The sequence below is a fragment of the Klebsiella terrigena genome, assembly GCF_006539725.1.
GTDB classification, from domain to species: domain Bacteria; phylum Pseudomonadota; class Gammaproteobacteria; order Enterobacterales; family Enterobacteriaceae; genus Klebsiella; species Klebsiella terrigena.
This window is the reverse complement of the sequence record NZ_BJNO01000012.1, coordinates 1-20862: the sequence shown is the minus strand read 5'-3', so window position 1 is coordinate 20862 and position 20862 is coordinate 1. Positions and strand designations below refer to the sequence as shown.

Below are 20862 nucleotides of genomic sequence, written 5' to 3'. Positions count from 1 at the left end.
TAATCACTTTTTTTATGCCTAAAAGATGGGGAATACCATGGAGATACGCGTTTTTCGCCAGCAGGATTTTGAAGAGGTGATAACTCTCTGGGAGCGCTGCGAGCTTCTGCGCCCGTGGAATGACCCGGAAATGGATATCGAGCGTAAGGTTAATCACGATGTCAGCCTGTTTCTGGTTGCCGAGGTTAACGGTGAGGTCGTTGGCACGGTGATGGGCGGCTACGACGGTCATCGCGGTTCGGCCTACTATCTCGGCGTTCATCCGGAGTATCGCGGACGCGGAATCGCCAACGCGCTGCTTAACCGGCTGGAAAAAAAGCTCACCGCCCGCGGCTGCCCAAAAATTAATATCATGATCCGCGAAGACAACGAGGTCGTGCAGGGCATGTATGAACGGCTTGGCTACGAATATGCGGACGTGCTCAGCCTGGGTAAGCGTTTGATTGAAGATGAAGAATACTGAGTTCATCCCCGCCGATTTTGATGCGCACGGCCGGCTAAGGCTGCCGTTCCTCTTCTGGTGCGTCCTGCTGCTGCAGGCGCGAACCTGGGTGCTGTTTATTATGGCCGGGGCGTCGCGGCAGCAGGGCGATGTTCTGCTGAATCTGTTCTACCCCGATCATGACAACTTCTGGCTTGGGCTGCTGCCCGGAATACCGGCGGTGCTGGCGTTTATCGTCAGCGGCCAGCGGCAGCGCTTTCCCCGCTTCTGGCCGCTGATACGCTGGCTGCTGGTGCTCTCTCAGACGCTGCTGCTTATCTGGCAGCCGCTGCTATGGCTGGGCGGCGAGTCGCCTTCGGCTCTGACCATCGGCCTGCTGGTGGCGGATATTTATGCGCTGTGGTGGCTGCTGCGCAGCCGTCGGCTGAGAGCCTGTTTCCAGGAAGAGCAGGTTTAACGGCACTTTTTGCCGATCTCGCACTCCAACAGGCGTCAAATTAACAGGAAAGGACGATCTCATGAAATCGCTACGTTTACTTCTTTGCGCGCTCCCGCTGGCGTTAACCGGCTGCTCGACGATGAGCGCGGTCAACTGGTCCGGGGCGCTGCCGTGGAACTGGTTTGGTTCCTCCATGGAGGTCACCGAGCAGGGGGTGGGTAATCTGACGGCCGCCACGCCGCTAAATGAACAGGCCATCAGCGACGCGCTCGGCGGCGGCTACCGCCTGCGCAGCGGCATGAAAACCGCCAACGGCAATATCGTGCGCTACTTTGAGGCGCTGAAGGATGACAAGGTGGTGATGACGATTAACGGCGAGAACGGCACCATCAGCCGCATCGACGTGCGCGACAGCGAAATCAAAACCGAGAGCGGCGTGCAGGTAGGGACTCCGTTCAGCGAGCTGTACAGCAAAGCGTTCGGCAACTGTCAGAAGGCCAGCAGCGACAACGGCGCGGTGGTCGAGTGTCAGGCGCAGGGCAGCCAGCATATCAGCTACGCCTTCACCGGCCACTGGAGCGGCCCGGAAGAGCTGATGCCTTCAGACGATACGCTGAAAAACTGGAAAATCGGTAAAATCACCTGGCACCGCTAATTTGATCTGGAGAGACACGACGGCGGCAAAAAACGCGTACAATAGACGCGTTTAAGCGCCACAGCGTTGTGGTTGTCTCATTTCAGGAGGAGCGATGTCTCAGGTTCAGAGCGGCATTTTGCCGGAACATTGCCGTGCGGCGATTTGGATTGAAGCCAATGTAAAAGGGGACGTTAACGCCCTGCGTGAAGCCAGCAAAAACTTTATCGATAAGTTAGCCACCTTTCAGGCTAAATACCCGGACGCGCAGCTGGGGGCGGCCATTGCCTTTGGCAATAACGTCTGGCGCGAGCTGAGCGGCGGCGTGGGTGCCGAAGAGCTAAAAGAGTTTCCCGTTTACGGAAAAGGCCTGGCGCCATCGACTCAGTACGATCTGCTGATTCATATCCTGTCCGCTCGTCATGAAGTGAACTTCTCCGTCGCCCAGGCGGCGATGGCAGCGTTTGGCGGCATCGTTGAGGTCAAAGAGGAAGTCCACGGCTTCCGCTGGATCGAAGAGCGTGATCTCAGCGGCTTTGTCGACGGTACCGAAAACCCGGCCGGCGAAGAGACGCGTCGTGATGTCGCCATTATCAAAGATGGCGTCGATGCGGGCGGGAGCTACGTCTTTGTTCAGCGCTGGGAGCACAACCTCAAGCAGCTAAACCGCATGAGCGTTCCGGATCAGGAGATGATGATTGGCCGGACCAAAGAGGCCAATGAAGAGATTGACGGCGACGATCGCCCGGAGACCTCGCATCTCAGCCGCGTTGACCTGAAAGAGGACGGCAAAGGGCTGAAGATTGTGCGCCAGAGCCTGCCGTACGGTACCGCCAGCGGCACGCACGGCCTCTATTTCTGCGCCTACTGCGCCCGTATCTACAACATTGAACAGCAGCTGCTGAGCATGTTTGGTGATACCGACGGCAAGCGCGACGCCATGCTGCGCTTTACCAAACCGGTAACCGGCGGCTATTACTTCGCGCCGTCTGTAGATCGTATTCTGGCGCTGTAGGTCTTCCTGCGCCATCGCCCTCTCCCCGGCGGGGAGGGCTGCTATCCGCACTCGCCCCTCTCTAACTCTGCCGCCGGCCGCGGTTTTCAAACCCCTTATTCTCTTTTCTACTTCCAAATCGCCAAACGGTATATAAAACCGTTACTCCTTTGGTACTCGTTATAAATATTATGACCATATGAAAGTCATCAATCTTATAAGGGTGCGCAATGGCCGTTAAATCACTGAACAAAGGATACCTGGCGCTGGCTGCTTCTGTGCTGCTGGTTGCGCAGGCTCAGGCGACTGAATTGCTGAACAGTTCCTACGATGTTTCGCGCGAGCTGTTTGCCGCCCTTAACCCGCCGTTTGAACAGCAGTGGGCGAAAGATAACGCCGGCGATAAGCTGACGATTAAGCAGTCCCACGCCGGCTCGTCAAAGCAGGCGCTGGCGATCCTGCAGGGCTTAAAAGCCGACGTGGTGACCTATAACCAGGTGACCGACGTGCAGGTCCTGCATGACAAAGGCAACCTGATCCCGGCCGACTGGCAGAGCCGCCTGCCGAACAACAGCTCGCCGTTCTACTCCACGATGGGCTTCCTGGTGCGCAAAGGGAACCCGAAAAATATCCATGACTGGAACGATCTCGTCCGTTCCGACGTGAAGCTTATCTTCCCGAACCCGAAAACGTCGGGCAACGCGCGCTACACCTATTTAGCCGCATGGGGCGCAGCGGATAAAGCCGACGGCGGCGATAAAGCCAAAACCGAGCAGTTCATGACCCAGTTCCTGAAAAATGTCGAAGTGTTTGATACCGGCGGCCGCGGCGCGACCACCACCTTCGCGGAGCGCGGACTGGGCGATGTGCTGATTAGCTTCGAATCGGAAGTGAACAACATCCGCAAACAGTATGAAGCGCAAGGGTTTGAGGTGGTGGTACCGAAAACCAACGTTCTTGCCGAATTCCCGGTGGCGTGGGTGGATAAAAACGTCAAGGCCAACGGTACGGAGAAGGCGGCAAAAGCCTACCTGAACTGGCTCTACAGCCCGCAGGCGCAGACGATCATCACCGACTACTACTACCGCGTGAATAACCCGCAGGTGATGGAAACGCTGAAGGATAAATTCCCGCAGACCGAACTGTTCCGCGTTGAGGACAAGTTTGGCTCCTGGCCGCAGGCCATGAAAACGCATTTTGCCAGCGGCGGTGAGCTGGACAAACTGTTGGCGGCGGGGCGTAAGTAATGTTTGCTGTTGCCTCTAAGCGCGTGCTGCCGGGCTTTACCCTGAGCCTCGGCACCAGCCTGCTGTTTGTCTGTTTAATTCTGCTGCTTCCTCTGAGCGCGCTGGTGATGCAGCTGGCGCAGATGAGCTGGGGACAGTACTGGGATGTTGTTACCAACCCGCAGGTGGTTGCCGCGTATAAGGTGACGCTGCTGTCGGCCTTTGTGGCCTCTATTTTTAACGGCGTGTTTGGCCTGCTGATGGCGTGGATTCTGACGCGCTATCGTTTTCCTGGCCGCACGCTGCTCGATGCGCTGATCGATCTGCCCTTTGCGCTGCCGACGGCGGTAGCGGGCCTGACCCTGGCGTCGCTGTTTTCGGTCAACGGCTTTTACGGCGAGTGGCTGGCGAAGTTTGATATCAAGGTCACCTATACCTGGCTGGGTATTGCGGTGGCGATGGCTTTTACCAGCATCCCGTTCGTGGTGCGTACCGTTCAGCCGGTGCTGGAAGAGCTGGGCCCTGAATACGAAGAGGCCGCGGAAACGCTGGGCGCCACGCGTCTGCAGAGCTTCCGTAAAGTCGTGCTTCCGGAGCTCTCTCCGGCGCTGCTGGCCGGCGTTGCCCTGTCATTTACCCGCAGCCTGGGTGAGTTCGGGGCGGTTATCTTTATCGCCGGAAATATCGCGTGGAAGACGGAAGTCACCTCGCTGATGATTTTTGTGCGTCTGCAGGAGTTTGACTACCCGGCGGCGAGCGCAATCGCCTCGGTGATCCTGGCCGCCTCGCTGCTGCTGCTGTATTCCATCAACACCCTGCAAAGTCGCTTTGGTCGACGTGTGGTAGGTCACTAATGGCGGAAGTTACTCAATTGAAGCGTTACGACACGCCCCGCATCAACTGGGGGAAATGGTTTCTGATTGGTACCGGGATGCTGGTTTCCGCCTTCATTCTTATCGTGCCGATGGTTTACATCTTCGTTCAGGCCTTTAGTAAAGGCCTGATGCCGGTCCTGCAAAACCTCGCCGACCCGGATATGCTGCACGCGATCTGGCTGACGGTGATGATTGCGCTGATTACGGTACCGGTGAACCTGGTATTCGGTACGCTGCTGGCCTGGCTGGTGACGCGCTTTACCTTCCCCGGCCGCCAGCTTCTGCTGACGCTGCTGGATATCCCTTTTGCCGTTTCGCCGGTAGTGGCGGGGCTGGTCTATCTGCTGTTTTACGGCTCTAACGGCCCGCTTGGCGGCTGGCTGGATGAGCATAACCTGCAGATTATGTTTGCCTGGCCGGGCATGGTGCTGGCAACGATCTTCGTGACCTGTCCGTTTGTGGTGCGCGAGCTGGTGCCGGTGATGATGAGCCAGGGCAGCAACGAAGATGAGGCGGCGATTCTGCTCGGCGCATCGGGCTGGCAGATGTTCCGTCGGGTCACGCTGCCCAATATTCGCTGGGCGCTGCTGTACGGCGTGGTGCTGACCAACGCGCGCGCCATCGGCGAGTTCGGCGCGGTGTCGGTGGTCTCCGGGTCAATTCGCGGCGAGACGTTATCGCTGCCGCTGCAAATTGAGCTGCTGGAGCAGGATTACAATTCCGTGGGTTCATTTACCGCCGCAGCCCTGCTGACGTTAATGGCTATTTTGACCCTGTTTTTGAAAAGTTTTGTGCAATGGCGTTTGGCCAATCAGGAAAAACGCGCGCAGCTGGAGGGAAATCATGAGCATTGAGATTGCCAATATTAAGAAATCTTTTGGTCGCACCCAGGTGCTGAATGATATCTCGCTGGATATCCCTTCCGGACAGATGGTGGCGCTGCTGGGGCCTTCAGGCTCCGGGAAAACGACGCTGCTGCGCATTATTGCCGGCCTGGAGAATCAGTCCAGCGGCCATATTCGCTTTCACGGCACCGACGTGAGCCGCGTGCACGCCCGCGATCGTAAAGTGGGCTTTGTGTTCCAGCACTACGCGCTGTTCCGCCATATGACGGTATTCGACAATATCGCCTTTGGCCTGACGGTGCTGCCGCGCCGCGAACGGCCGAACGCCGCCGGGATCAAGGCCAAGGTGACGAAGCTGCTGGAAATGGTGCAGCTGGCGCATCTTGCCGATCGCTATCCGGCGCAGCTCTCCGGCGGTCAGAAACAGCGCGTGGCCCTTGCGCGCGCGCTGGCCGTTGAACCACAGATTCTGCTGCTTGATGAGCCCTTCGGCGCGCTGGATGCCCAGGTGCGTAAAGAGCTCCGCCGCTGGCTGCGTCAGCTGCATGAGGAGCTCAAGTTTACCAGCGTGTTTGTGACCCACGATCAGGAAGAGGCGATGGAAGTCGCCGATCGCGTGGTGGTCATGAGCCAGGGCAGCATCGAGCAGGCCGACGCCCCGGAACGGGTCTGGCGCGAGCCTTCTACCCGCTTCGTGCTGGAGTTTATGGGCGAAGTTAACCGCCTGAAGGGGACCATCCGCGGCGGCCAGTTCCACGTTGGCGCACACCGCTGGCCGTTGGGCTATACCCCGGCGTATCAGGGGCCGGTCGATCTGTTCCTGCGTCCGTGGGAGGTCGATATCAGCCGCCGTACCAGCCTTGATTCACCGCTGCCGGTACAGGTGCTGGAAGCCAGCCCGAAAGGCCACTACACCCAATTAGTCGTGCAGCCGCTCGGGTGGTATGACGAGCCGCTGACCGTGGTCCTGCCCGGCAACGACGCGCCGTATCGCGGCGAACGCCTGTTTGTCGGCTTGCAAAACGCGCGCCTGTATAACGGCAAAGAGCGCATCGAGCCGCGCGAGGAGCTTGCTCTGGCAGAATCTGCCTGATAGCTTAACCCTCAGTTTATCGTCGTTCAGGCGACGGCAGGGATGAGGTAGCCCGGATGCAACGCCATCCGGGGACGTTTGCAGGCCGGGTAAACTCAGACCCCGGCCTTTTTATTGGGTAAAAACCGTGAATACATTAGAACAAACCATCGGCAATACTCCTCTGGTTAAGTTGCAGCGCCTGGGGCCGGACAACGGCAGCGAAATCTGGGTCAAACTGGAAGGTAATAACCCGGCGGGTTCCGTTAAGGACCGCGCTGCGCTTTCGATGATCGTTGAGGCGGAAAAACGTGGCGAAATCGCCCCCGGCGACGTGCTGATTGAAGCGACCAGCGGCAATACCGGCATCGCGCTGGCGATGATTGCGGCGCTGAAAGGCTATCAGATGAAGCTGCTGATGCCCGATAATATGAGCCAGGAGCGCCGTGCCGCCATGCGGGCATACGGCGCCGAGCTGATTTTGGTCACCAAAGAGCAGGGAATGGAAGGCGCGCGCGACCTCGCCGCCGAGATGGCGCAGCGTGGCGAAGGTACGCTGCTGGATCAGTTCAATAATCCCGATAATCCCTACGCGCACTACACCACCACCGGGCCGGAAATTTGGCAGCAGACCGATGGGCGCATCAGCCATTTTGTCTCCAGCATGGGGACGACCGGTACGATTACCGGCGTTTCACGCTTCCTGCGCGAACAGCATAAGCCGGTGAGCATTGTCGGCCTGCAGCCGGAGGAGGGGAGCAGCATCCCGGGCATCCGCCGCTGGCCGGCAGAGTATATGCCGGGCATTTTTAACGCCTCGCTGGTGGACGTGGTGATGGATATTCATCAGCAGGATGCGGAAAACACCATGCGCATGCTGGCTACCCGGGAAGGCATTTTTTGCGGCGTAAGCTCCGGCGGTGCGGTAGCCGGCGCGCTGCGTATTGCCCGGGAAAATCCCGGGGCGGTAGTGGTGGCGATCGTCTGCGATCGCGGCGATCGCTATCTCTCTACCGGCGTGTTTGGCGAAGAGCACTTTGCCCAGGGCGCGGGTATTTAAACCGGCGGCTGGTCCAGCAGATCGGTGCCGTAGGAGTTATCAACGCTGCAGAGCCAGCGATCGTCCTGCAGCTGAAAAACGTAGGTCGCGCGGCGCGTGACCTGCGTTGAACCGCCCTCCGCGGTGGGGATATCCAGCCGCGTTTCCATTATCACCAGCGCATTTCCCGCGCCTTCAATAATCTCCATTTTTCCCTGGGTGACGACCAGCCGATGCTGAAAATAGTCGGCAATCGCGACGAAAGCCTTGCGGATATTCTCTTTGCCCCTGACCACCATTCCCGGCTTAACGACCAGCACGGCGTCTTCCGCGTAGTAGGCCATTAAGGTGGCGTAGTCTTCCTGCGAGATAGCCCGGTCGCAGGCTTCGATGGCCGCTTTTAGCTGCGGGTTTGACATGATATTGACTCCGGTTTGTGTGGGAAGAGTGCGTGATGGAGATCCCCGGCCAGCCGGTCAATCTCATCAGAAGTGAGGGCGGCGAGCGAGAGCCGCAATCCATACGACGGCGCGCGAATGCCAAAGGGCTCGCCTTCGCGCACCAGCCAACCGGCGCGGGCCAGGCGCAGCGCAAGCGGCTGGCTCGGCGCCGACAGCGGAAGCCAAAAGTTCAGGCCATCGCCGGGGCCAGGGTTATCGATACCGCGGCGGGTAAGGGCGCTGGCCAGCCTTTCATTACGCTGGCGGTAGGCGAGGCGAGTTTGCGCCAGGGAGGCGGTAAAGACGCTATCATTCAGACAGGCCAGCGCCAAATCCTGCAGCAGATGGCTGACCCACTGGCTACCGGAGTTGAGGCGCAGCCTCAGCGCCTCTGAGGTGGTGGGATCGCTGGCGACAACCGCCAGCCGCAAGTCGGGTCCCAGGGCCTTTGACATCGAGCGGATCAGCGCCCAGCGCCGGGTCTCCTCGGGCAGAGGAGAGTGCCACGGCGTGGATGAGAGCAGCGCAAAATGGTCGTCGAGAATGACCAGCACCTGCGGGTAGCGGGCCAAAATTTCGCGGATCGCCGCGGCCCGCGCCTCGCTCAGGCTGCAGCCGGTGGGATTGTGCGCGCGCGGGGTGATAATTACCGCCCGGGCGCCCTGGCGTAACGCCTCCTCCAGCGCGGCAGGCTGCATGCCTTCGCTATCGACCGGCACCGGACAGGCGTTAAAACCGGCATAGCGCAGCATGTTGATGCTGCTGAGAAAGCAGGGGTCTTCCACCACCACCCGATCGCCGGACAGCAGCAGCGCGCACAGGAGCCGCTCCAGGGCGTCAATCGCGCCGCTGGTGAGATTGATTTCGCTCTCAGCGCTCACGTCTTTTTGCACCCAGTCGTGCGCCCAGCGGGCCAGCTTCGGGTCGACGGCGGCGCTGCCGTACAGGCGCGGAGCCGGGCTGAGGCCCGGGAGGTAGCGGGTGAGGTCGGGAAGACGCTGTGGGTCGGGGTTGCCGCCGGAAATATCGTTCAGCGCAGAGCCCTGGGCGCTGCCTTCGAGCACCATTGGCGCGCCGGGGGCTCTGATTGCCGTACCGTTGCGCCCCTGGCTTACGGCCAGGCCAGAGGTCACCAGGCGCTTATAGGCCGCGGCGACGGTATTGCGGTTAACGGCGAGTCTGGTAGCCAGCTCGCGAACCGGAGGCAGCATGTCGCCGGGTTGTAACGTTCCGCTCTGCACCAGATGACGGATGTTATCGAAGATATCATTGGCGGTTTTTCCGGCGAACATTATTGACCTATGACAAAATGAATTTTAGCATAAGACGAATAATAATCAGGGTATAACCCGCTGTCCAGCGGGAGGAGACGGGATGGGCCAGCAAGACGAAATACAATCGGTGCTCTTCAATGACAAAAGCCGGGCGCTGCAGGTCGATATCGTTGCCGTGCAGTCGCAGGTCGTTTACGGCAGCGTGGGCAACAGCATCGCGGTGCCGGCAATCGAACAGCACGGCCTGCGGGTCATGGCGGTACCGACGGTGCTGTTCAGCAATACGCCGCACTACGATACCTACTACGGCGGGGTGATCCCTGAAGAGTGGTTCGTGGGCTATCTGCGCGCGCTGGAAGAGCGCGATGCGCTACGCGAGCTGCGGGCGGTTACCGCGGGCTATATGGGGAGCGCGGTGCAGATTGAGCGTCTGGCGCAGTGGCTGATGCGGATCCGCGATAGCCACCCTGAGCTGTGTATTCTGGTCGATCCGGTGATCGGCGACGTTGACAGCGGCATTTACGTTAAGGCCGAAATCCCGGAGGCCTATCGTCGCCACCTGCTGCCGCTGGCCCAGGGGATCACGCCTAACCTCTTTGAGCTGGAAACGCTCAGCGGTATGTCCTGCCGCAGCCAGCAGGAGGCGGTGAGCGCCGCGCGTAGCCTGCTGTCCGAAACGCTGAAATGGGTGGTTATCACCAGCGCGCCGGGCCTCGATAGCGCCACCATGAATGTGCTGGTAGTGACGGCAGAGTCGGTGGAGGTGGTTATCCATCCGCGGGTAGAAACGGATCTGAAGGGAACGGGCGACCTTTTCTGCGCTGAGCTGATCAGCGGTTTAGTGAGCGGACAGGCGTTAGGTGACGCGACGCGCGCAGCGGCGCAGCGGGTGCTGGCGGTGATGACCTGGACCGCAGAGCACGGTAGCGATGAGCTGATCCTGCCAGCGTTGAGAAGAGAGTAACGACCGGATTCGGCGATGCGGAGATAAAAAAAATGGCGCCAGAAGGCGCCATTTTTCTGCGGCAAGAATTACTTCTTGATGCGAATAACCGGAGTTTCACCCACGGTCACGCTACCGGACAGTTTGATCAGCTCTTTGATCTCGTCCATGTTGGAGATAACAACCGGAGTCAGGGTAGACTTGGCTTTCTCTTCCAGCAGCGGCAGGTCAAATTCGATAACCGGGTCACCGATTTTCACGCGCTGGCCTTCTTCAGCAATACGCTTGAAGCCTTCGCCTTTCAGCTCAACGGTATCAATACCGAAGTGAACGAACAGCTCGATGCCGCTATCGGATTCGATAGAGAACGCATGGTTGGTTTCAAAGATTTTACCGATGGTGCCGTCTACCGGCGCAACCATTTTGTTGCCGGTAGGCTTGATGGCGATGCCATCACCCACAATTTTTTCTGCAAAAACCACATCCGGCACGTCTTCGATGTTAACGATCTCGCCAGAGAGCGGAGCAATAATCTCAATAGTTCCGGTGTCTTTTTTGTCATCAGAAACCAGAGATTTCAATTTATCGAACAAACCCATGATCTTCTCCTAAGCAGTAATTTGGGCCGCGCATCTTATGGATTAGCAGATTGTTTTTTCTTCAATGAACTTGTTAACCAGCGTCATTAACTCGTCCGTTGTCGGTTGAGCAAGAGCCTGCTCTGCTAATACTTTCGCATCTTCGAAGTTCGTGTTACGAATAATCTTCTTGATGCGCGGGATGGAAATGGCGCTCATAGAGAATTCGTCCAGCCCCATACCCAGCAACAGAAGTGTAGCACGTTCATCGCCCGCAAGCTCACCACACATGCCGGTCCATTTGCCTTCAGCGTGAGAAGCATCAATAACTTGCTTAATCAGCGTCAGGACGGATGGTGACATTGGCTGGTAAAGATGTGAAATCATATCATTACCACGGTCAACTGCCAGAGTATACTGCGTTAAATCATTGGTTCCGATACTAAAGAAATCAACTTCCTTCGCTAAGTGACGGGCAATCGTGGCAGCGGCCGGTGTTTCAACCATCACGCCAACTTCGATTGTTTCGTCAAATGCTTTACCTTCGTCACGCAGTTCCTGCTTATAGATTTCAATCTCTTTCTTCAGCGCACGCACTTCTTCAACAGAGATGATCATCGGGAACATGATGCGCAGCTTACCGAAAGCAGAAGCACGCAGGATGGCGCGAACCTGGTCACGCAGGATCTCTTTACGATCCATTGCGATACGCACGGCACGCCAGCCGAGGAACGGGTTCTCTTCTTTCGGGAAGTTCATGTACGGCAGCTCTTTATCGCCACCGATATCCATGGTGCGCACGATAACGGCCTGAGAGCCGCACGCTTCAGCTACCGCTTTGTAGGCGGCGAACTGTTCTTCTTCAGTCGGCAGCGCGTCGCGGTCCATGAACAGGAATTCGGTACGGTACAGGCCTACGCCTTCGGCGCCGTTACGTTCAGCACCGTCGATATCGCGAACGGTACCGATGTTGGCGCACACTTCAACCTGATGGCCGTCGAGCGTGATGGCCGGCAGATCTTTCAGCTTCGCCAGCTCGGCTTTCTCTTCAGCGACCTGAGCCTGCAGATCGCGCAGCTCTTCAATTTGTTCGTTGCTTGGGTTAACCAGCACCTGGTTGTTGACCGCGTCAAGAACCAGATAGTCGCCGTTTTTCACCTGCGTGGTTACGCTACCGGTGCCGACAATTGCCGGCAGCTCAAGGGAGCGCGCCATGATGGAGGTGTGGGAAGTACGGCCGCCCGCGTCGGTGATAAAGCCCAGCACCTTGTTCAGGTTCAGCTGTGCAGTTTCTGACGGGGTAAGATCGGCGGCAACCAGAATGACTTCATCCTGAATCGCGCTCAGATCGATGATAGCCAGGCCGAGGATGTTACGCAGCAGGCGCTTACCAATATCGCGTACGTCAGCCGCACGCTCTTTCAGGTATTCATCATCCAGCTCTTCCAGAGCGATAGCCTGGCCTTCGATAATTTCATTAGCTGCCGCGTCGGCAGTCATGTGCTTATCTTTAATCAGGGCTATGATTTCCTGCTCAAGCTCCTCATCTTCCAGCAGCATGATGTGCCCTTCGAAGATGGCTTCTTTTTCTTCACCGAAAGTTTCACCAGCTTTGGTTTTGATGACCTCCAGCTGGGCGGAGGCCTTGGTGCGGCCACTCAGGAAACGTTCAATTTCCTGCTCAACCTTATCGGCAGAAATTTTCTTCCGGTCGATGACAATTTCGTCTTCTTTCAGCAGGAGAGCCTTACCGAAAGCGATACCCGGGGATGCTAAAATGCCTGAAATCATAACCCTACCTTACTTGTGACTGATATTAAAAAGAACCCGTGAACTTATTCGAGTTCAGCCATCAGTTTTACCAGATGCTCAACTGCTTTCTGCTCATCTTCGCCTTCAGCGGAGATGGTGACTACGGTACCCTGAGTCAGACCCAGAGTTTGCAGTTTGAACAGGCTTTTGGCGCTGGCGCTTTTGCCGTTGGAGGTAACAGTGATCTCAGAAGTAAAGCCTTTAGCTTCTTTAACAAACTGAGCAGCAGGGCGGGTGTGCAGACCGTTCGGAGCGGTAATGGTAACTTCTTGCTGGAACATTATATTTCCCCAACTTATAGGTTTAGTGTTGTGGACCTAAAGTCTAGCCTAACGGCCAGGCTTTAGCCTGTATTGTTAGCGCCGGCGTTACGTGTCTGGCTAAGGTGTCGGCAGCGGTGAATCGCTGTGAGGACCATCTGGCCGTTGACGTCTGGCACGTCATTAAACATTATGCCGCGAAAGGAAGACTTGAACCAAATCATAAAATCGATTCAGCTTATGGAAATCCAATTCTGAATAATTTCGCGCATCAAAATAAATGTGCTGGTTAAATACCAGACCCTACGCGGTGAATCAATGCCAGGAGGGGTAAAACTTTGACGTATGCCACAAAAAAGCACCTAAAAAGGTGCTTTTTTACACGATACTTACAAGCTGGCATCACTGTTGCAGTTCTTTCTCGGTGAAGAGATCGGCAAACAGGGCTGTGCTTAAATAACGCTCACCAGAAGAAGGTAGGATAACCACTATATTCTTATTGGTAAAGGCCTCATCTTCCTGCAGCTTAAGCGCGGCGGCGACGGCGGCGCCGGAGGAGATACCGGCAAGGATACCCTCTTCATCCATCAGGCGACGGGCGGTCGAGATAGCCTCTTCGTTGGTGATGGCCACGACTTTATCGACCAGCTTCAGATCGAGGTTGCCTGGAATAAAGCCGGCGCCGATCCCCTGAATTTTGTGCGGGCCTGGCTTGAGCTCCTGGCCTGCCAGCGCCTGAGCGATCACCGGTGAATCGGTCGGCTCAACGGCAACGGTAATCAGATCTTTTTTGCCCTTGGTGCCTTTAATGTAGCGACTTACGCCGGTCAGCGTACCGCCGGTGCCGACGCCGGAGATAAAGACGTCAACCTGACCATCGGTATCTTCCCAGATTTCCGGGCCGGTGGTCTTTTCATGGATTTCCGGGTTTGCCGGGTTGCTGAACTGCTGCAGCAGCAGATATTTTTCCGGGTTGCTGGCAACGATTTCTTCGGCTTTTTGAATCGCCCCTTTCATGCCTTTCGCGCCTTCGGTCAGTACCAGGTTTGCACCCAGCGCTTTCAGCAGCTTACGGCGTTCGATGCTCATAGTTTCCGGCATGGTCAGCGTCAGCTTGTAGCCGCGGGCTGCGGCGACGTAGGCGAGGGCGATACCGGTGTTGCCGCTGGTCGGTTCTACCAGCTCAACGCCTGCTTTCAATACTCCGCGTTTTTCAGCATCCCAAATCATATTGGCACCGATACGGCATTTAACGCTAAAGCTCGGGTTGCGAGATTCAACCTTTGCCAGGATGCGTCCGTTACCGATTCGGTTCAGTCGGACTAGCGGCGTATGACCGATAGTCAGGGAGTTATCTTCAAAAATCTTACTCATGGCCCGTCCTTAACTGTATGAAATTTGGGAGTACGGCTTCAGCATACCCGCTTAAAGAATATGCGGAAGTAAGGATTTAGCATATCTATATTCGTAAGGGAAATAATGGCAAGCCAGAAGGAATAAGGCGCGGCATAAGCCGTCGCCCGGTGACGCTGAAAATGAGGGACCGCGAAGTCGCGATTTTTGGCCCATCCATAGGCCTGGCTCATCCGTCAGGGCCTATTTCCACATCGCATGTTTATCGCGATAGCAGTCGACCCACATCGCCGTTGCGCCGCAAATGGCCACCGGCAGGATAACGAGGTTGAGAACCGGGATCATGGTGAACAGGCTGGTCAGCGCGCCAAACTGCATGTTGGTGACTTTGCGCGTACGCAGCGCCTCACGCATGGTCTTAAACGGTACCTTGTGGTTATCAAACGGGTAGTCGCAGTACTGAATGGCCAGCATCCACGCGCTGAACAGGAACCACAGCACCGGCGCCACGGTCTGGCCGATGCCTGGAATGAAGTACAGGATCAGCAGAATGATGGCGCGCGGCAGATACCAGGAAAACTTTTGCCACTCACGCTTCATGATGCGCGGAACATCTTTCATGATGCCGAATACGCCGACGTCGGGTGGCGTGGCGCCGGTTAGGCGCGCCTCCAGCTGCTCCGCCAGCAGGCCGCTAAACGGGGCGGCAATCCAGTTGGCAATGGTGGAGAAAAAGTAGCCGAAGACCAGCAGAATCGAGATGACCATGACCGGCCACAGCAGATAGTTGAGCCAGTTCAGCCATTCCGGCACGTGGCTCATCAGCGAGGGGATCCAGCTATCAAGGCGCGTGAACAGCCACCAGAAGGCGCCACCCATCAGAATAATATTGACTAATAAAGGCAGAAATACGAAACGACGAATTCCCGGCAGCCCGATCAGTTTCCAGCCCTGCGAAAAATAGTAAACGCCGCTACGCGGGGAAGTGGTGGATGTTGAAACCATGGTCAGGCGATGCTCCTTTTTTGGCATTCAGGCTGAATGCCCGCTTATTTTATCGGGTTGTCAGACAATAACCAGTTAGGAAATGTTCGAAAAAGCAGCAAAAAGCACGATTTAGTTCATCTTTATGTAGTGAAAGCGGTAGACCCACTTGCACTCGGCGTAATCGACAAATACTCTTAGTAAGTAAATGTTTGCCGTGGTGGCAAGGTGTTAGAACAACAGAGAATATAATGATGCAGGATTTGCGTCTGATATTAATCATTGTTGGCGCGATCGCCATAATCGCTTTACTGGTACACGGTTTCTGGACCAGCCGTAAAGAACGTTCCTCGATGTTTCGCGATCGCCCACTAAAACGTATGAAGTCTCGCGATGACGAAGAGTCTGAAAGCGATGGCTTCGATGACGATGTTGAAGGCGTAGGTGAAGTTCGCGTTCATCGGGTTAATCACGCCCCAAATGGTCACAATGGGGAGCAAGAGGCACCTCGTCAGACGCCGCAACACCAGTATCAGCCGCCTTACGAACGTCAGGTGCAGCCGCCCGTGCGTGCGGAAGAACCCGTTCGCCAGCCGCAGCCTGCCCATCACCAGCCGCAGGCTCCGCAGCCGCAAACCAGCGTGCCCCAGCATCAGCCGGTAGCGCCGCAGCCCGTGCCGCAGCAGCCAGTGCCGCATCAGCCCGTAGCGCAGGCGCCTCAGCAGCCGGTAGCGCAGAGCGCACCGCAGCCTGCTCCGGTCCAGCCAGCCGCCGCCGCACCGACTCAGCCCGCGCCTGAACCGGCGATTGCGGAACCCGCGCCGGCAGCCCCTCAGCCAAAAGAGCGTAAAGAGACGGTCATCGTGATGAACGTGTCTGCGCATCAGGGCTCGCAGATCAACGGCGAAGTGTTGATCAACAGCATCCAGCAGGCGGGCTTCAAATTTGGCGATATGAATATCTTCCATCGTCATCTCAGCCCGGACGGCAGCGGCCAGGTCCTGTTCAGCCTCGCGAATATGGTGAAACCCGGTACCTTCAACCCGGACAGCATGGCGGATATGACGACGCCTGGGGTCACTATCTTTATGCAGGTGCCGTCCTTCGGCGACGAGCTGCAAAACTTTAAGCTGATGCTGCAGTCTGCACAGTACATCGCTGACGAAGTCGGTGGCGTGGTGTTGGACGATCAGCGTCGGATGATGACTCCGCAGAAAATGCGTGAATATCAAGACCGTATTCGTGAAGTGAAAGAGGCTAACGCCTGATTCACCGACCTGCGTTTCGTCTCCCAATCCTGAACCCCCGCCCGTCGGGGGTTTTTTATCATTGATGGTGCGATATGGAACCGATCGAACAAAAACTGACTGAACTGCGAACCACGCTTCGCCATCATGAATATCTGTACCACGTTATGGATACCCCTGAAGTTCCCGATGCGGAATATGACCGGCTGATGCGCGAACTGCGCGAGCTGGAAGCCGAGCATCCCGAACTCATCGTCTCGGACTCGCCGACTCAGCGCGTGGGCGCGGCTCCGCTGGCCTCCTTCAGCCAGATTCGCCATGAAGTCCCGATGCTTTCTCTGGATAACGTCTTTGACGAAGAGAGCTTCCTCGCGTTTAACAAGCGCGTTCAGGACCGGCTGAAAAGCAGCGACGATCTGGTCTACTGCTGTGAGCTGAAACTGGACGGGCTGGCGGTGAGTATTCTCTACGAAAACGGCGTGCTGGTGCAGGCGGCAACGCGCGGCGACGGCACCACCGGCGAGGATATTACCTCTAATGTGCGGACGATTCGCGCGGTCCCGCTGAAGCTGCGCGGTGACAATATTCCTGCGCGCCTGGAAGTGCGCGGCGAGGTGTTCCTGCCGCAGGCCGGGTTCGAAAAAATTAACGACGAGGCGCGTCGTAGCGGCGGCAAGGTCTTTGCTAACCCGCGCAATGCGGCCGCAGGCTCCCTGCGCCAGCTCGACCCGCGGATCACAGCGAAGCGACCGCTTACTTTCTTTTGCTACGGCGTGGGTGCGCTGGAAGGCGGCGAGCTGCCGGCGAGTCATTCCGGGCGTCTGCAGCAGTTTAAGGCCTGGGGATTGCCGGTCAGCGAGCGCGTAACGCTCTGCCGCACTCCAGAGGAAGTACTTACTTACTATCGTAAGGTTGAGGAGGACCGCCCGACGTTAGGCTTTGATATCGACGGCGTGGTCATCAAAGTGGATTCTCTGGCGCTTCAGGAGCAGCTCGGCTTTGTCGCCCGCGCCCCGCGCTGGGCCGTTGCCTTTAAGTTCCCCGCTCAGGAGCAGATGACCTTCGTGCGCGACGTGGAGTTCCAGGTTGGCCGTACCGGAGCTATCACGCCTGTGGCGCGCCTTGAGCCGGTCCATGTTGCCGGCGTGCTGGTGAGTAACGCCACGCTGCACAACGCTGATGAAATTGAGCGCCTGGGTCTGCGAATCGGCGATAAGGTGGTGATCCGCCGCGCCGGGGACGTTATTCCTCAGGTGGTTAACGTTGTGCTCTCCGAACGTCCTGAAGATACGCGAGAAATCCTCTTCCCGACCCACTGCCCGGTCTGTCATTCAGACGTTGAGCGCGTGGAAGGCGAAGTGGTGACGCGCTGTACCGGCGGATTAATTTGCGGTGCGCAGCGTAAAGAGGCCTTAAAGCACTTCGTTTCCCGCCGCGCGTTAGACGTTGAGGGCATGGGCGACAAGATCATCGACCAGCTGGTTGAGAAAGAGTACGTGCATACGCCGGCCGACCTGTTCCGCTTAAGCCCGGGTAAGCTCACCGGCCTTGATCGTATGGGGCCAAAATCGGCGCAAAACGTGGTCAATTCGCTGGAAAAATCGAAAGAGACCACCTTTGCCCGCTTCCTTTACGCGCTCGGCATTCGTGAGGTTGGCGAAGCTACGGCCGCGGGGCTGGCGGCGCATTTTGCGACGATTGAGGCGCTCGAGCAGGCATCCATTGACGATCTGCAGAAGGTGCCGGACGTCGGTATTGTGGTGGCTACCCACGTGCGAAATTTCTTTGCTGAAGAGAGCAACCGCGAGGTTATCGCCCAGCTGCGCGCGGAGGGCGTCCGCTGGCCCGCGCCGGTGGTGATCAATGCCGAAGAGATCGATAGCCCGTTTGCCGGCAAAACCGTGGTCCTCACCGGCAGCCTGAGCCTGCTGTCCCGTGATGATGCCAAAGCGCGGCTGGTGGCGTTAGGGGCGAAAGTGGCGGGCAGCGTATCAAAGAAAACCGATCTGGTGATTGCCGGGGAAGCGGCGGGGTCGAAGCTGGCTAAAGCGCAGGAGCTGGGTATTGCGGTGATCGATGAAGCCGAAATGCTGCGGCTGTTGGGAGATTAACATGGATAAGGAACGGCTTATCGAGATTGCCAATACGGAAATGCCGTTTGGCAAATATAAAGGTCGTCGTTTGATTGACGTGCCTGAAGAGTATTTGCTGTGGTTTGCCCGTAAGGAGCAGTTTCCCGCCGGGCATCTTGGCGAGCTGATGGCGTTAACCTTATTGATTAAAACCGAAGGGCTGACCCAGCTGGTTCAGCCCCTCAAGCAGCCGCGTTAAGCCTCTGGCGCGCTGGCGTTTTCACGCGCCAGCCGCTCTTCCGCCTGTCGTTTATAGCGTCGTGCCAGCACGGCGCACACCATCAGCTGGATCTGATGGAAAATCATCAGCGGCAGCACCATGATCCCCAGAATCGAGGTTGGAAAGAGAATATTGGCCATCGGGATCCCGTTGGCCAGGCTCTTTTTCGATCCACAGAAGACAATGGTAATTTCATCCGCTTTATTGAAGCCGCATTTGCGCGCCACAAAGATGTTAATGGCGATAACGATGGCCAGCAGCACGATGCTGACGGCGACGATGAAAAGCAGCGAGCCTGGACCGACTTTATGCCAGATACCGTTCACCACCGCCTCACTAAACGCCGAGTAGACGACCAGCAGGATAGAGGTCTGATCGGTTTTTGAAATCCATTTTTTATGCCGTGCCACCCATGCGCCAATCCACGGACGGGACAGATGACCGAGGACGAACGGCAGCAGAAGCTGCAGCATAATCTTGCCGACCTGCTCCAGGCTGCCGCCGGCGCCGTGCATATTCATCAGGAGTCCGACCAGCAGCGGTGAAATGAAAATTCCCAGCAGGCTCGATGCCGAGGCTGAACATACGGCCGCCGCTACGTTTCCGCCAGCCAGCGAAGTGAAGGCGATCGCTGACTGCACGGTAGCGGGCAGAATGCAGAGATAAATAAAGCCGGTATAGAGCGCTGGATCGACGTTTATCGGCGCCCACCACGCAAACAGCACCCCTAAAACGGGGAAGACGATAAAGGTGCTGCACATCACCCACAGATGCAAACGCCAGTGGCCGCCGCCGGAGATAATCGCCTCGCGGGAGAGCTTTGCGCCGTGCATAAAGAACAGCAGGGCGATAGCCGCGGTGGTGAGGTGCTCAAAGAAGGGGACAAATTCGCCGCGCGCCGGGAAAAAGGAGGCCAGCAGGACGACGGTAACCAGGGTAAGGGTAAATGGGTCAAGAATGCGGAAAAATTTCATAATCGCTCCTGAAAATCGATTTCGCTATTGTGCTTTTTTTAGTTTGAGAAATAAAATTGATTTATTGCATCTATTCATGAATAAAAAAGATGAATTATTCGCTGCGTCAGTTAAAGGTATTTGTCACCGTCGCCAGGGCGAGAAGCTTCAGCCGGGCAGGGGCGATGATTGGGCTCAGCCAGTCGGCGGTGAGCCATAGCGTTAAGGAGCTGGAGCATCAGACCGGCGTGCGGCTGCTCGACAGAACCACCCGAGAGGTGGTGCTGACGGAGGCGGGGCATCAGCTGGCGGGTCGGCTTGAGCGGCTGCTGGACGAGCTGAACAGTACGCTGCGCGACGCCGGACGCGTGGGTCAGCAGCTGACGGGAACCGTGCGGGTTGCCGCCAGTCAGACGATTTCCGCTCACCTCATCCCCCAGTGTATTGCCCACAGCAATCAGCGTTACCCGGAGATTGATTTTGTGCTGCACGATCGCCCTCAGCAGTGGGTTCTGGAGAGCATTCGCCAGGGAGAGGTGGATTTTGGCATTGTTATCGATCCCGGCGCCGCGACGGATTTGCAGTGTGAGACGGTCCTGTCTGAGCCGTTTTTGCTTTTATGTCGGGAGGATCATCCTTTTGCCGAAAGGGCATCGGTGAGCTGGCAGGATCTTCAGCACCAGCGGCTGGTATTGCAGGACTACGCCTCCGGCAGCCGGCCGCTGATTGACGCCGCGCTGGCGCGCTTTGGTATTGACGCCAATATTGTGCAGGAGATTGGGCATCCGGCGACGCTGTTTCCGATGGTGGAGTCAGGAATTGGTATCAGCATCCTACCGGCGCTGGCGCTACCGCTGCCTCAGGGCAGCCATTTGCGGGTCAAGCGGCTAACGCCGGTCGTTGAGCGTCAGCTGATGCTGGCGCAGCGCAAAAAACGCTCGCTTTCAACCGCCGCCCAGGCGCTGTGGGAGGTGGTGCGCGAAGAGGGGAATACGCTGACCGCGGGCAGAACTGAGGATCCGCTGTATCAGCGGTGAGGCGTTTGGCTCTCCAGGGGCGTGCGTGGTGTTCAGAAATAAAAGAAAAGTGAGGGATAGAGC

22 protein-coding genes are annotated in these 20862 nt (G+C 57.2%); 14 read left to right on the top strand and 8 right to left on the bottom strand.

Features of this window, described 5'->3' with window-relative positions; genetic code table 11:
• Positions 1-37: 37 nt before the first annotated feature.
• The 9 genes from RTE01_RS14355 to cysM all read left to right on the top strand — a co-directional run bounded on the left by RTE01_RS14355 (position 38) and on the right by cysM (position 7587).
• The gene (locus tag RTE01_RS14355) at positions 38-463 is read left to right on the top strand and encodes a GNAT family acetyltransferase (protein WP_041146662.1); all 426 of its coding nucleotides are present in this window, start codon (positions 38-40) and stop codon (positions 461-463) included.
• Positions 450-899 carry a DUF2919 domain-containing protein gene (locus RTE01_RS14350; RefSeq protein ID WP_134527232.1) on the top strand — a complete coding sequence of 150 codons (450 nt, stop codon included), beginning with the start codon at positions 450-452 and terminating at the stop codon, positions 897-899. The genes RTE01_RS14355 and RTE01_RS14350 overlap by 14 nt, the downstream gene beginning before the upstream one ends.
• Before the next feature lie 61 nt (positions 900-960).
• Positions 961-1536 (top strand): RpoE-regulated lipoprotein, encoded by a 576-nt coding sequence (locus RTE01_RS14345; RefSeq protein WP_134527229.1) that lies wholly within the window; start codon positions 961-963, stop codon positions 1534-1536.
• Between the two features lie 94 nt (positions 1537-1630).
• Positions 1631-2530 carry a Dyp-type peroxidase gene (locus tag RTE01_RS14340; RefSeq protein WP_041146659.1) on the top strand — a complete coding sequence of 300 codons (900 nt, stop codon included), beginning with the start codon at positions 1631-1633 and terminating at the stop codon, positions 2528-2530.
• A 209-nt stretch (positions 2531-2739) separates the two neighbouring features.
• The gene (locus tag RTE01_RS14335) at positions 2740-3756 is read left to right on the top strand and encodes a sulfate ABC transporter substrate-binding protein (RefSeq protein ID WP_134527226.1); all 1017 of its coding nucleotides are present in this window, start codon (positions 2740-2742) and stop codon (positions 3754-3756) included.
• Complete coding sequence (gene cysT, locus RTE01_RS14330; RefSeq protein ID WP_041146657.1) at positions 3756-4589, top strand: sulfate/thiosulfate ABC transporter permease CysT; 834 nt, start codon at positions 3756-3758, stop codon at positions 4587-4589. The genes RTE01_RS14335 and cysT overlap by 1 nt, the downstream gene beginning before the upstream one ends.
• Positions 4589-5464, top strand: a complete 876-nt coding sequence (cysW, locus tag RTE01_RS14325) for a sulfate/thiosulfate ABC transporter permease CysW (RefSeq protein WP_041146656.1) — start codon at positions 4589-4591, stop codon at positions 5462-5464. Before cysT ends, cysW begins: the two co-directional genes overlap by 1 nt.
• A complete protein-coding gene (gene cysA / locus RTE01_RS14320; RefSeq protein WP_076947705.1) occupies positions 5454-6548 on the top strand; it encodes a sulfate/thiosulfate ABC transporter ATP-binding protein CysA in 1095 nt (364 codons plus the stop codon). The genes cysW and cysA overlap by 11 nt, the downstream gene beginning before the upstream one ends.
• A gap of 127 nt (positions 6549-6675) precedes the next feature.
• A complete protein-coding gene (gene cysM, locus RTE01_RS14315) occupies positions 6676-7587 on the top strand; it encodes a cysteine synthase CysM (RefSeq protein ID WP_115192144.1) in 912 nt (303 codons plus the stop codon).
• Here the strand turns inward: cysM and RTE01_RS14310 are convergent.
• Both RTE01_RS14310 and ptsJ read right to left on the bottom strand, forming a co-directional pair.
• Complete coding sequence (locus RTE01_RS14310) at positions 7584-7985, bottom strand: YybH family protein (protein ID WP_115192145.1); 402 nt, start codon at positions 7983-7985, stop codon at positions 7584-7586. The two genes, cysM and RTE01_RS14310, sit on opposite strands and share 4 nt — an antisense overlap.
• A complete protein-coding gene (gene ptsJ / locus RTE01_RS14305; protein ID WP_134527223.1) occupies positions 7967-9298 on the bottom strand; it encodes a MocR-like B6 salvage transcription factor PtsJ in 1332 nt (443 codons plus the stop codon). Before ptsJ ends, RTE01_RS14310 begins: the two co-directional genes overlap by 19 nt.
• A gap of 82 nt (positions 9299-9380) precedes the next feature.
• Here ptsJ and pdxK point away from each other — a divergent pair, with 82 nt between their 5' ends.
• Positions 9381-10244: a pyridoxine/pyridoxal/pyridoxamine kinase gene (gene pdxK / locus RTE01_RS14300; protein WP_123551804.1), complete on the top strand. Its 864-nt coding sequence runs from the start codon at positions 9381-9383 to the stop codon at positions 10242-10244.
• Between the two features lie 68 nt (positions 10245-10312).
• Here pdxK and crr read toward each other — a convergent pair whose 3' ends face one another.
• From crr to cysZ, 5 genes are all read right to left on the bottom strand, one after another.
• Entirely contained in the window at positions 10313-10822 is a 510-nt protein-coding gene (gene crr / locus RTE01_RS14295) for a PTS glucose transporter subunit IIA (protein ID WP_041146650.1), read from the bottom strand.
• A gap of 42 nt (positions 10823-10864) precedes the next feature.
• On the bottom strand, positions 10865-12592 hold the full coding sequence (gene ptsI, locus RTE01_RS14290) for a phosphoenolpyruvate-protein phosphotransferase PtsI (RefSeq protein ID WP_041146649.1): 1728 nt from the start codon (positions 12590-12592) through the stop codon (positions 10865-10867).
• Positions 12593-12636: 44 nt separating this feature from the next.
• Positions 12637-12894 (bottom strand): phosphocarrier protein Hpr, encoded by a 258-nt coding sequence (gene ptsH / locus RTE01_RS14285; protein WP_000487600.1) that lies wholly within the window; start codon positions 12892-12894, stop codon positions 12637-12639.
• 381 nt (positions 12895-13275) lie between these two features.
• Positions 13276-14247, bottom strand: a complete 972-nt coding sequence (gene cysK, locus RTE01_RS14280; RefSeq protein ID WP_041146648.1) for a cysteine synthase A — start codon at positions 14245-14247, stop codon at positions 13276-13278.
• Positions 14248-14469: 222 nt separating this feature from the next.
• Positions 14470-15231, bottom strand: coding sequence for a sulfate transporter CysZ (cysZ, locus tag RTE01_RS14275; protein ID WP_115192147.1), 762 nt, complete (start codon positions 15229-15231; stop codon positions 14470-14472).
• A 230-nt stretch (positions 15232-15461) separates the two neighbouring features.
• Here cysZ and zipA point away from each other — a divergent pair, with 230 nt between their 5' ends.
• The 3 genes from zipA to RTE01_RS14260 all read left to right on the top strand — a co-directional run bounded on the left by zipA (position 15462) and on the right by RTE01_RS14260 (position 18788).
• Entirely contained in the window at positions 15462-16478 is a 1017-nt protein-coding gene (zipA, locus tag RTE01_RS14270) for a cell division protein ZipA (RefSeq protein WP_166793749.1), read from the top strand.
• 74 nt (positions 16479-16552) lie between these two features.
• Positions 16553-18568 (top strand): NAD-dependent DNA ligase LigA, encoded by a 2016-nt coding sequence (ligA, locus tag RTE01_RS14265; protein ID WP_134527220.1) that lies wholly within the window; start codon positions 16553-16555, stop codon positions 18566-18568.
• 1 nt (position 18569) lies between these two features.
• Positions 18570-18788: a DUF3820 family protein gene (locus tag RTE01_RS14260; RefSeq protein ID WP_041147715.1), complete on the top strand. Its 219-nt coding sequence runs from the start codon at positions 18570-18572 to the stop codon at positions 18786-18788.
• On the opposite strand, the gene RTE01_RS14255 is transcribed toward RTE01_RS14260, so the two are convergent.
• Positions 18785-19783 carry a bile acid:sodium symporter family protein gene (locus tag RTE01_RS14255; protein WP_041146644.1) on the bottom strand — a complete coding sequence of 333 codons (999 nt, stop codon included), beginning with the start codon at positions 19781-19783 and terminating at the stop codon, positions 18785-18787. The genes RTE01_RS14260 and RTE01_RS14255 overlap by 4 nt on opposite strands.
• Positions 19784-19872: 89 nt before the next feature.
• On the opposite strand from RTE01_RS14255, the gene RTE01_RS14250 reads away from it, so the two are divergent.
• Positions 19873-20799: a LysR family transcriptional regulator gene (locus tag RTE01_RS14250; protein ID WP_041146643.1), complete on the top strand. Its 927-nt coding sequence runs from the start codon at positions 19873-19875 to the stop codon at positions 20797-20799.
• Positions 20800-20862 lie beyond the last annotated feature (63 nt).

What these genes read in the sequence shown, in the direction of transcription:
- cysA (WP_076947705.1), top strand. Translation starts at nt 5,454, where the DNA reads ATGAGCATTGAGATTGCCAATATTAAGAAATCTTTTGGTCGCACCCAG.
- cysZ (WP_115192147.1), bottom strand. Translation starts at nt 15,231, where the DNA reads ATGGTTTCAACATCCACCACTTCCCCGCGTAGCGGCGTTTACTATTTT.
- cysW (WP_041146656.1), top strand. Translation starts at nt 4,589, where the DNA reads ATGGCGGAAGTTACTCAATTGAAGCGTTACGACACGCCCCGCATCAAC.
- pdxK (WP_123551804.1), top strand. Translation starts at nt 9,381, where the DNA reads ATGGGCCAGCAAGACGAAATACAATCGGTGCTCTTCAATGACAAAAGC.
- ptsH (WP_000487600.1), bottom strand. Translation starts at nt 12,894, where the DNA reads ATGTTCCAGCAAGAAGTTACCATTACCGCTCCGAACGGTCTGCACACC.
- RTE01_RS14355 (WP_041146662.1), top strand. Translation starts at nt 38, where the DNA reads ATGGAGATACGCGTTTTTCGCCAGCAGGATTTTGAAGAGGTGATAACT.
- ptsJ (WP_134527223.1), bottom strand. Translation starts at nt 9,298, where the DNA reads ATGTTCGCCGGAAAAACCGCCAATGATATCTTCGATAACATCCGTCAT.
- RTE01_RS14250 (WP_041146643.1), top strand. Translation starts at nt 19,873, where the DNA reads ATGAATTATTCGCTGCGTCAGTTAAAGGTATTTGTCACCGTCGCCAGG.
- RTE01_RS14345 (WP_134527229.1), top strand. Translation starts at nt 961, where the DNA reads ATGAAATCGCTACGTTTACTTCTTTGCGCGCTCCCGCTGGCGTTAACC.
- ptsI (WP_041146649.1), bottom strand. Translation starts at nt 12,592, where the DNA reads ATGATTTCAGGCATTTTAGCATCCCCGGGTATCGCTTTCGGTAAGGCT.
- RTE01_RS14255 (WP_041146644.1), bottom strand. Translation starts at nt 19,783, where the DNA reads ATGAAATTTTTCCGCATTCTTGACCCATTTACCCTTACCCTGGTTACC.
- crr (WP_041146650.1), bottom strand. Translation starts at nt 10,822, where the DNA reads ATGGGTTTGTTCGATAAATTGAAATCTCTGGTTTCTGATGACAAAAAA.
- RTE01_RS14310 (WP_115192145.1), bottom strand. Translation starts at nt 7,985, where the DNA reads ATGTCAAACCCGCAGCTAAAAGCGGCCATCGAAGCCTGCGACCGGGCT.
- zipA (WP_166793749.1), top strand. Translation starts at nt 15,462, where the DNA reads ATGATGCAGGATTTGCGTCTGATATTAATCATTGTTGGCGCGATCGCC.
- RTE01_RS14260 (WP_041147715.1), top strand. Translation starts at nt 18,570, where the DNA reads ATGGATAAGGAACGGCTTATCGAGATTGCCAATACGGAAATGCCGTTT.
- cysK (WP_041146648.1), bottom strand. Translation starts at nt 14,247, where the DNA reads ATGAGTAAGATTTTTGAAGATAACTCCCTGACTATCGGTCATACGCCG.
- RTE01_RS14335 (WP_134527226.1), top strand. Translation starts at nt 2,740, where the DNA reads ATGGCCGTTAAATCACTGAACAAAGGATACCTGGCGCTGGCTGCTTCT.
- ligA (WP_134527220.1), top strand. Translation starts at nt 16,553, where the DNA reads ATGGAACCGATCGAACAAAAACTGACTGAACTGCGAACCACGCTTCGC.
- RTE01_RS14350 (WP_134527232.1), top strand. Translation starts at nt 450, where the DNA reads ATGAAGAATACTGAGTTCATCCCCGCCGATTTTGATGCGCACGGCCGG.
- cysT (WP_041146657.1), top strand. Translation starts at nt 3,756, where the DNA reads ATGTTTGCTGTTGCCTCTAAGCGCGTGCTGCCGGGCTTTACCCTGAGC.
- RTE01_RS14340 (WP_041146659.1), top strand. Translation starts at nt 1,631, where the DNA reads ATGTCTCAGGTTCAGAGCGGCATTTTGCCGGAACATTGCCGTGCGGCG.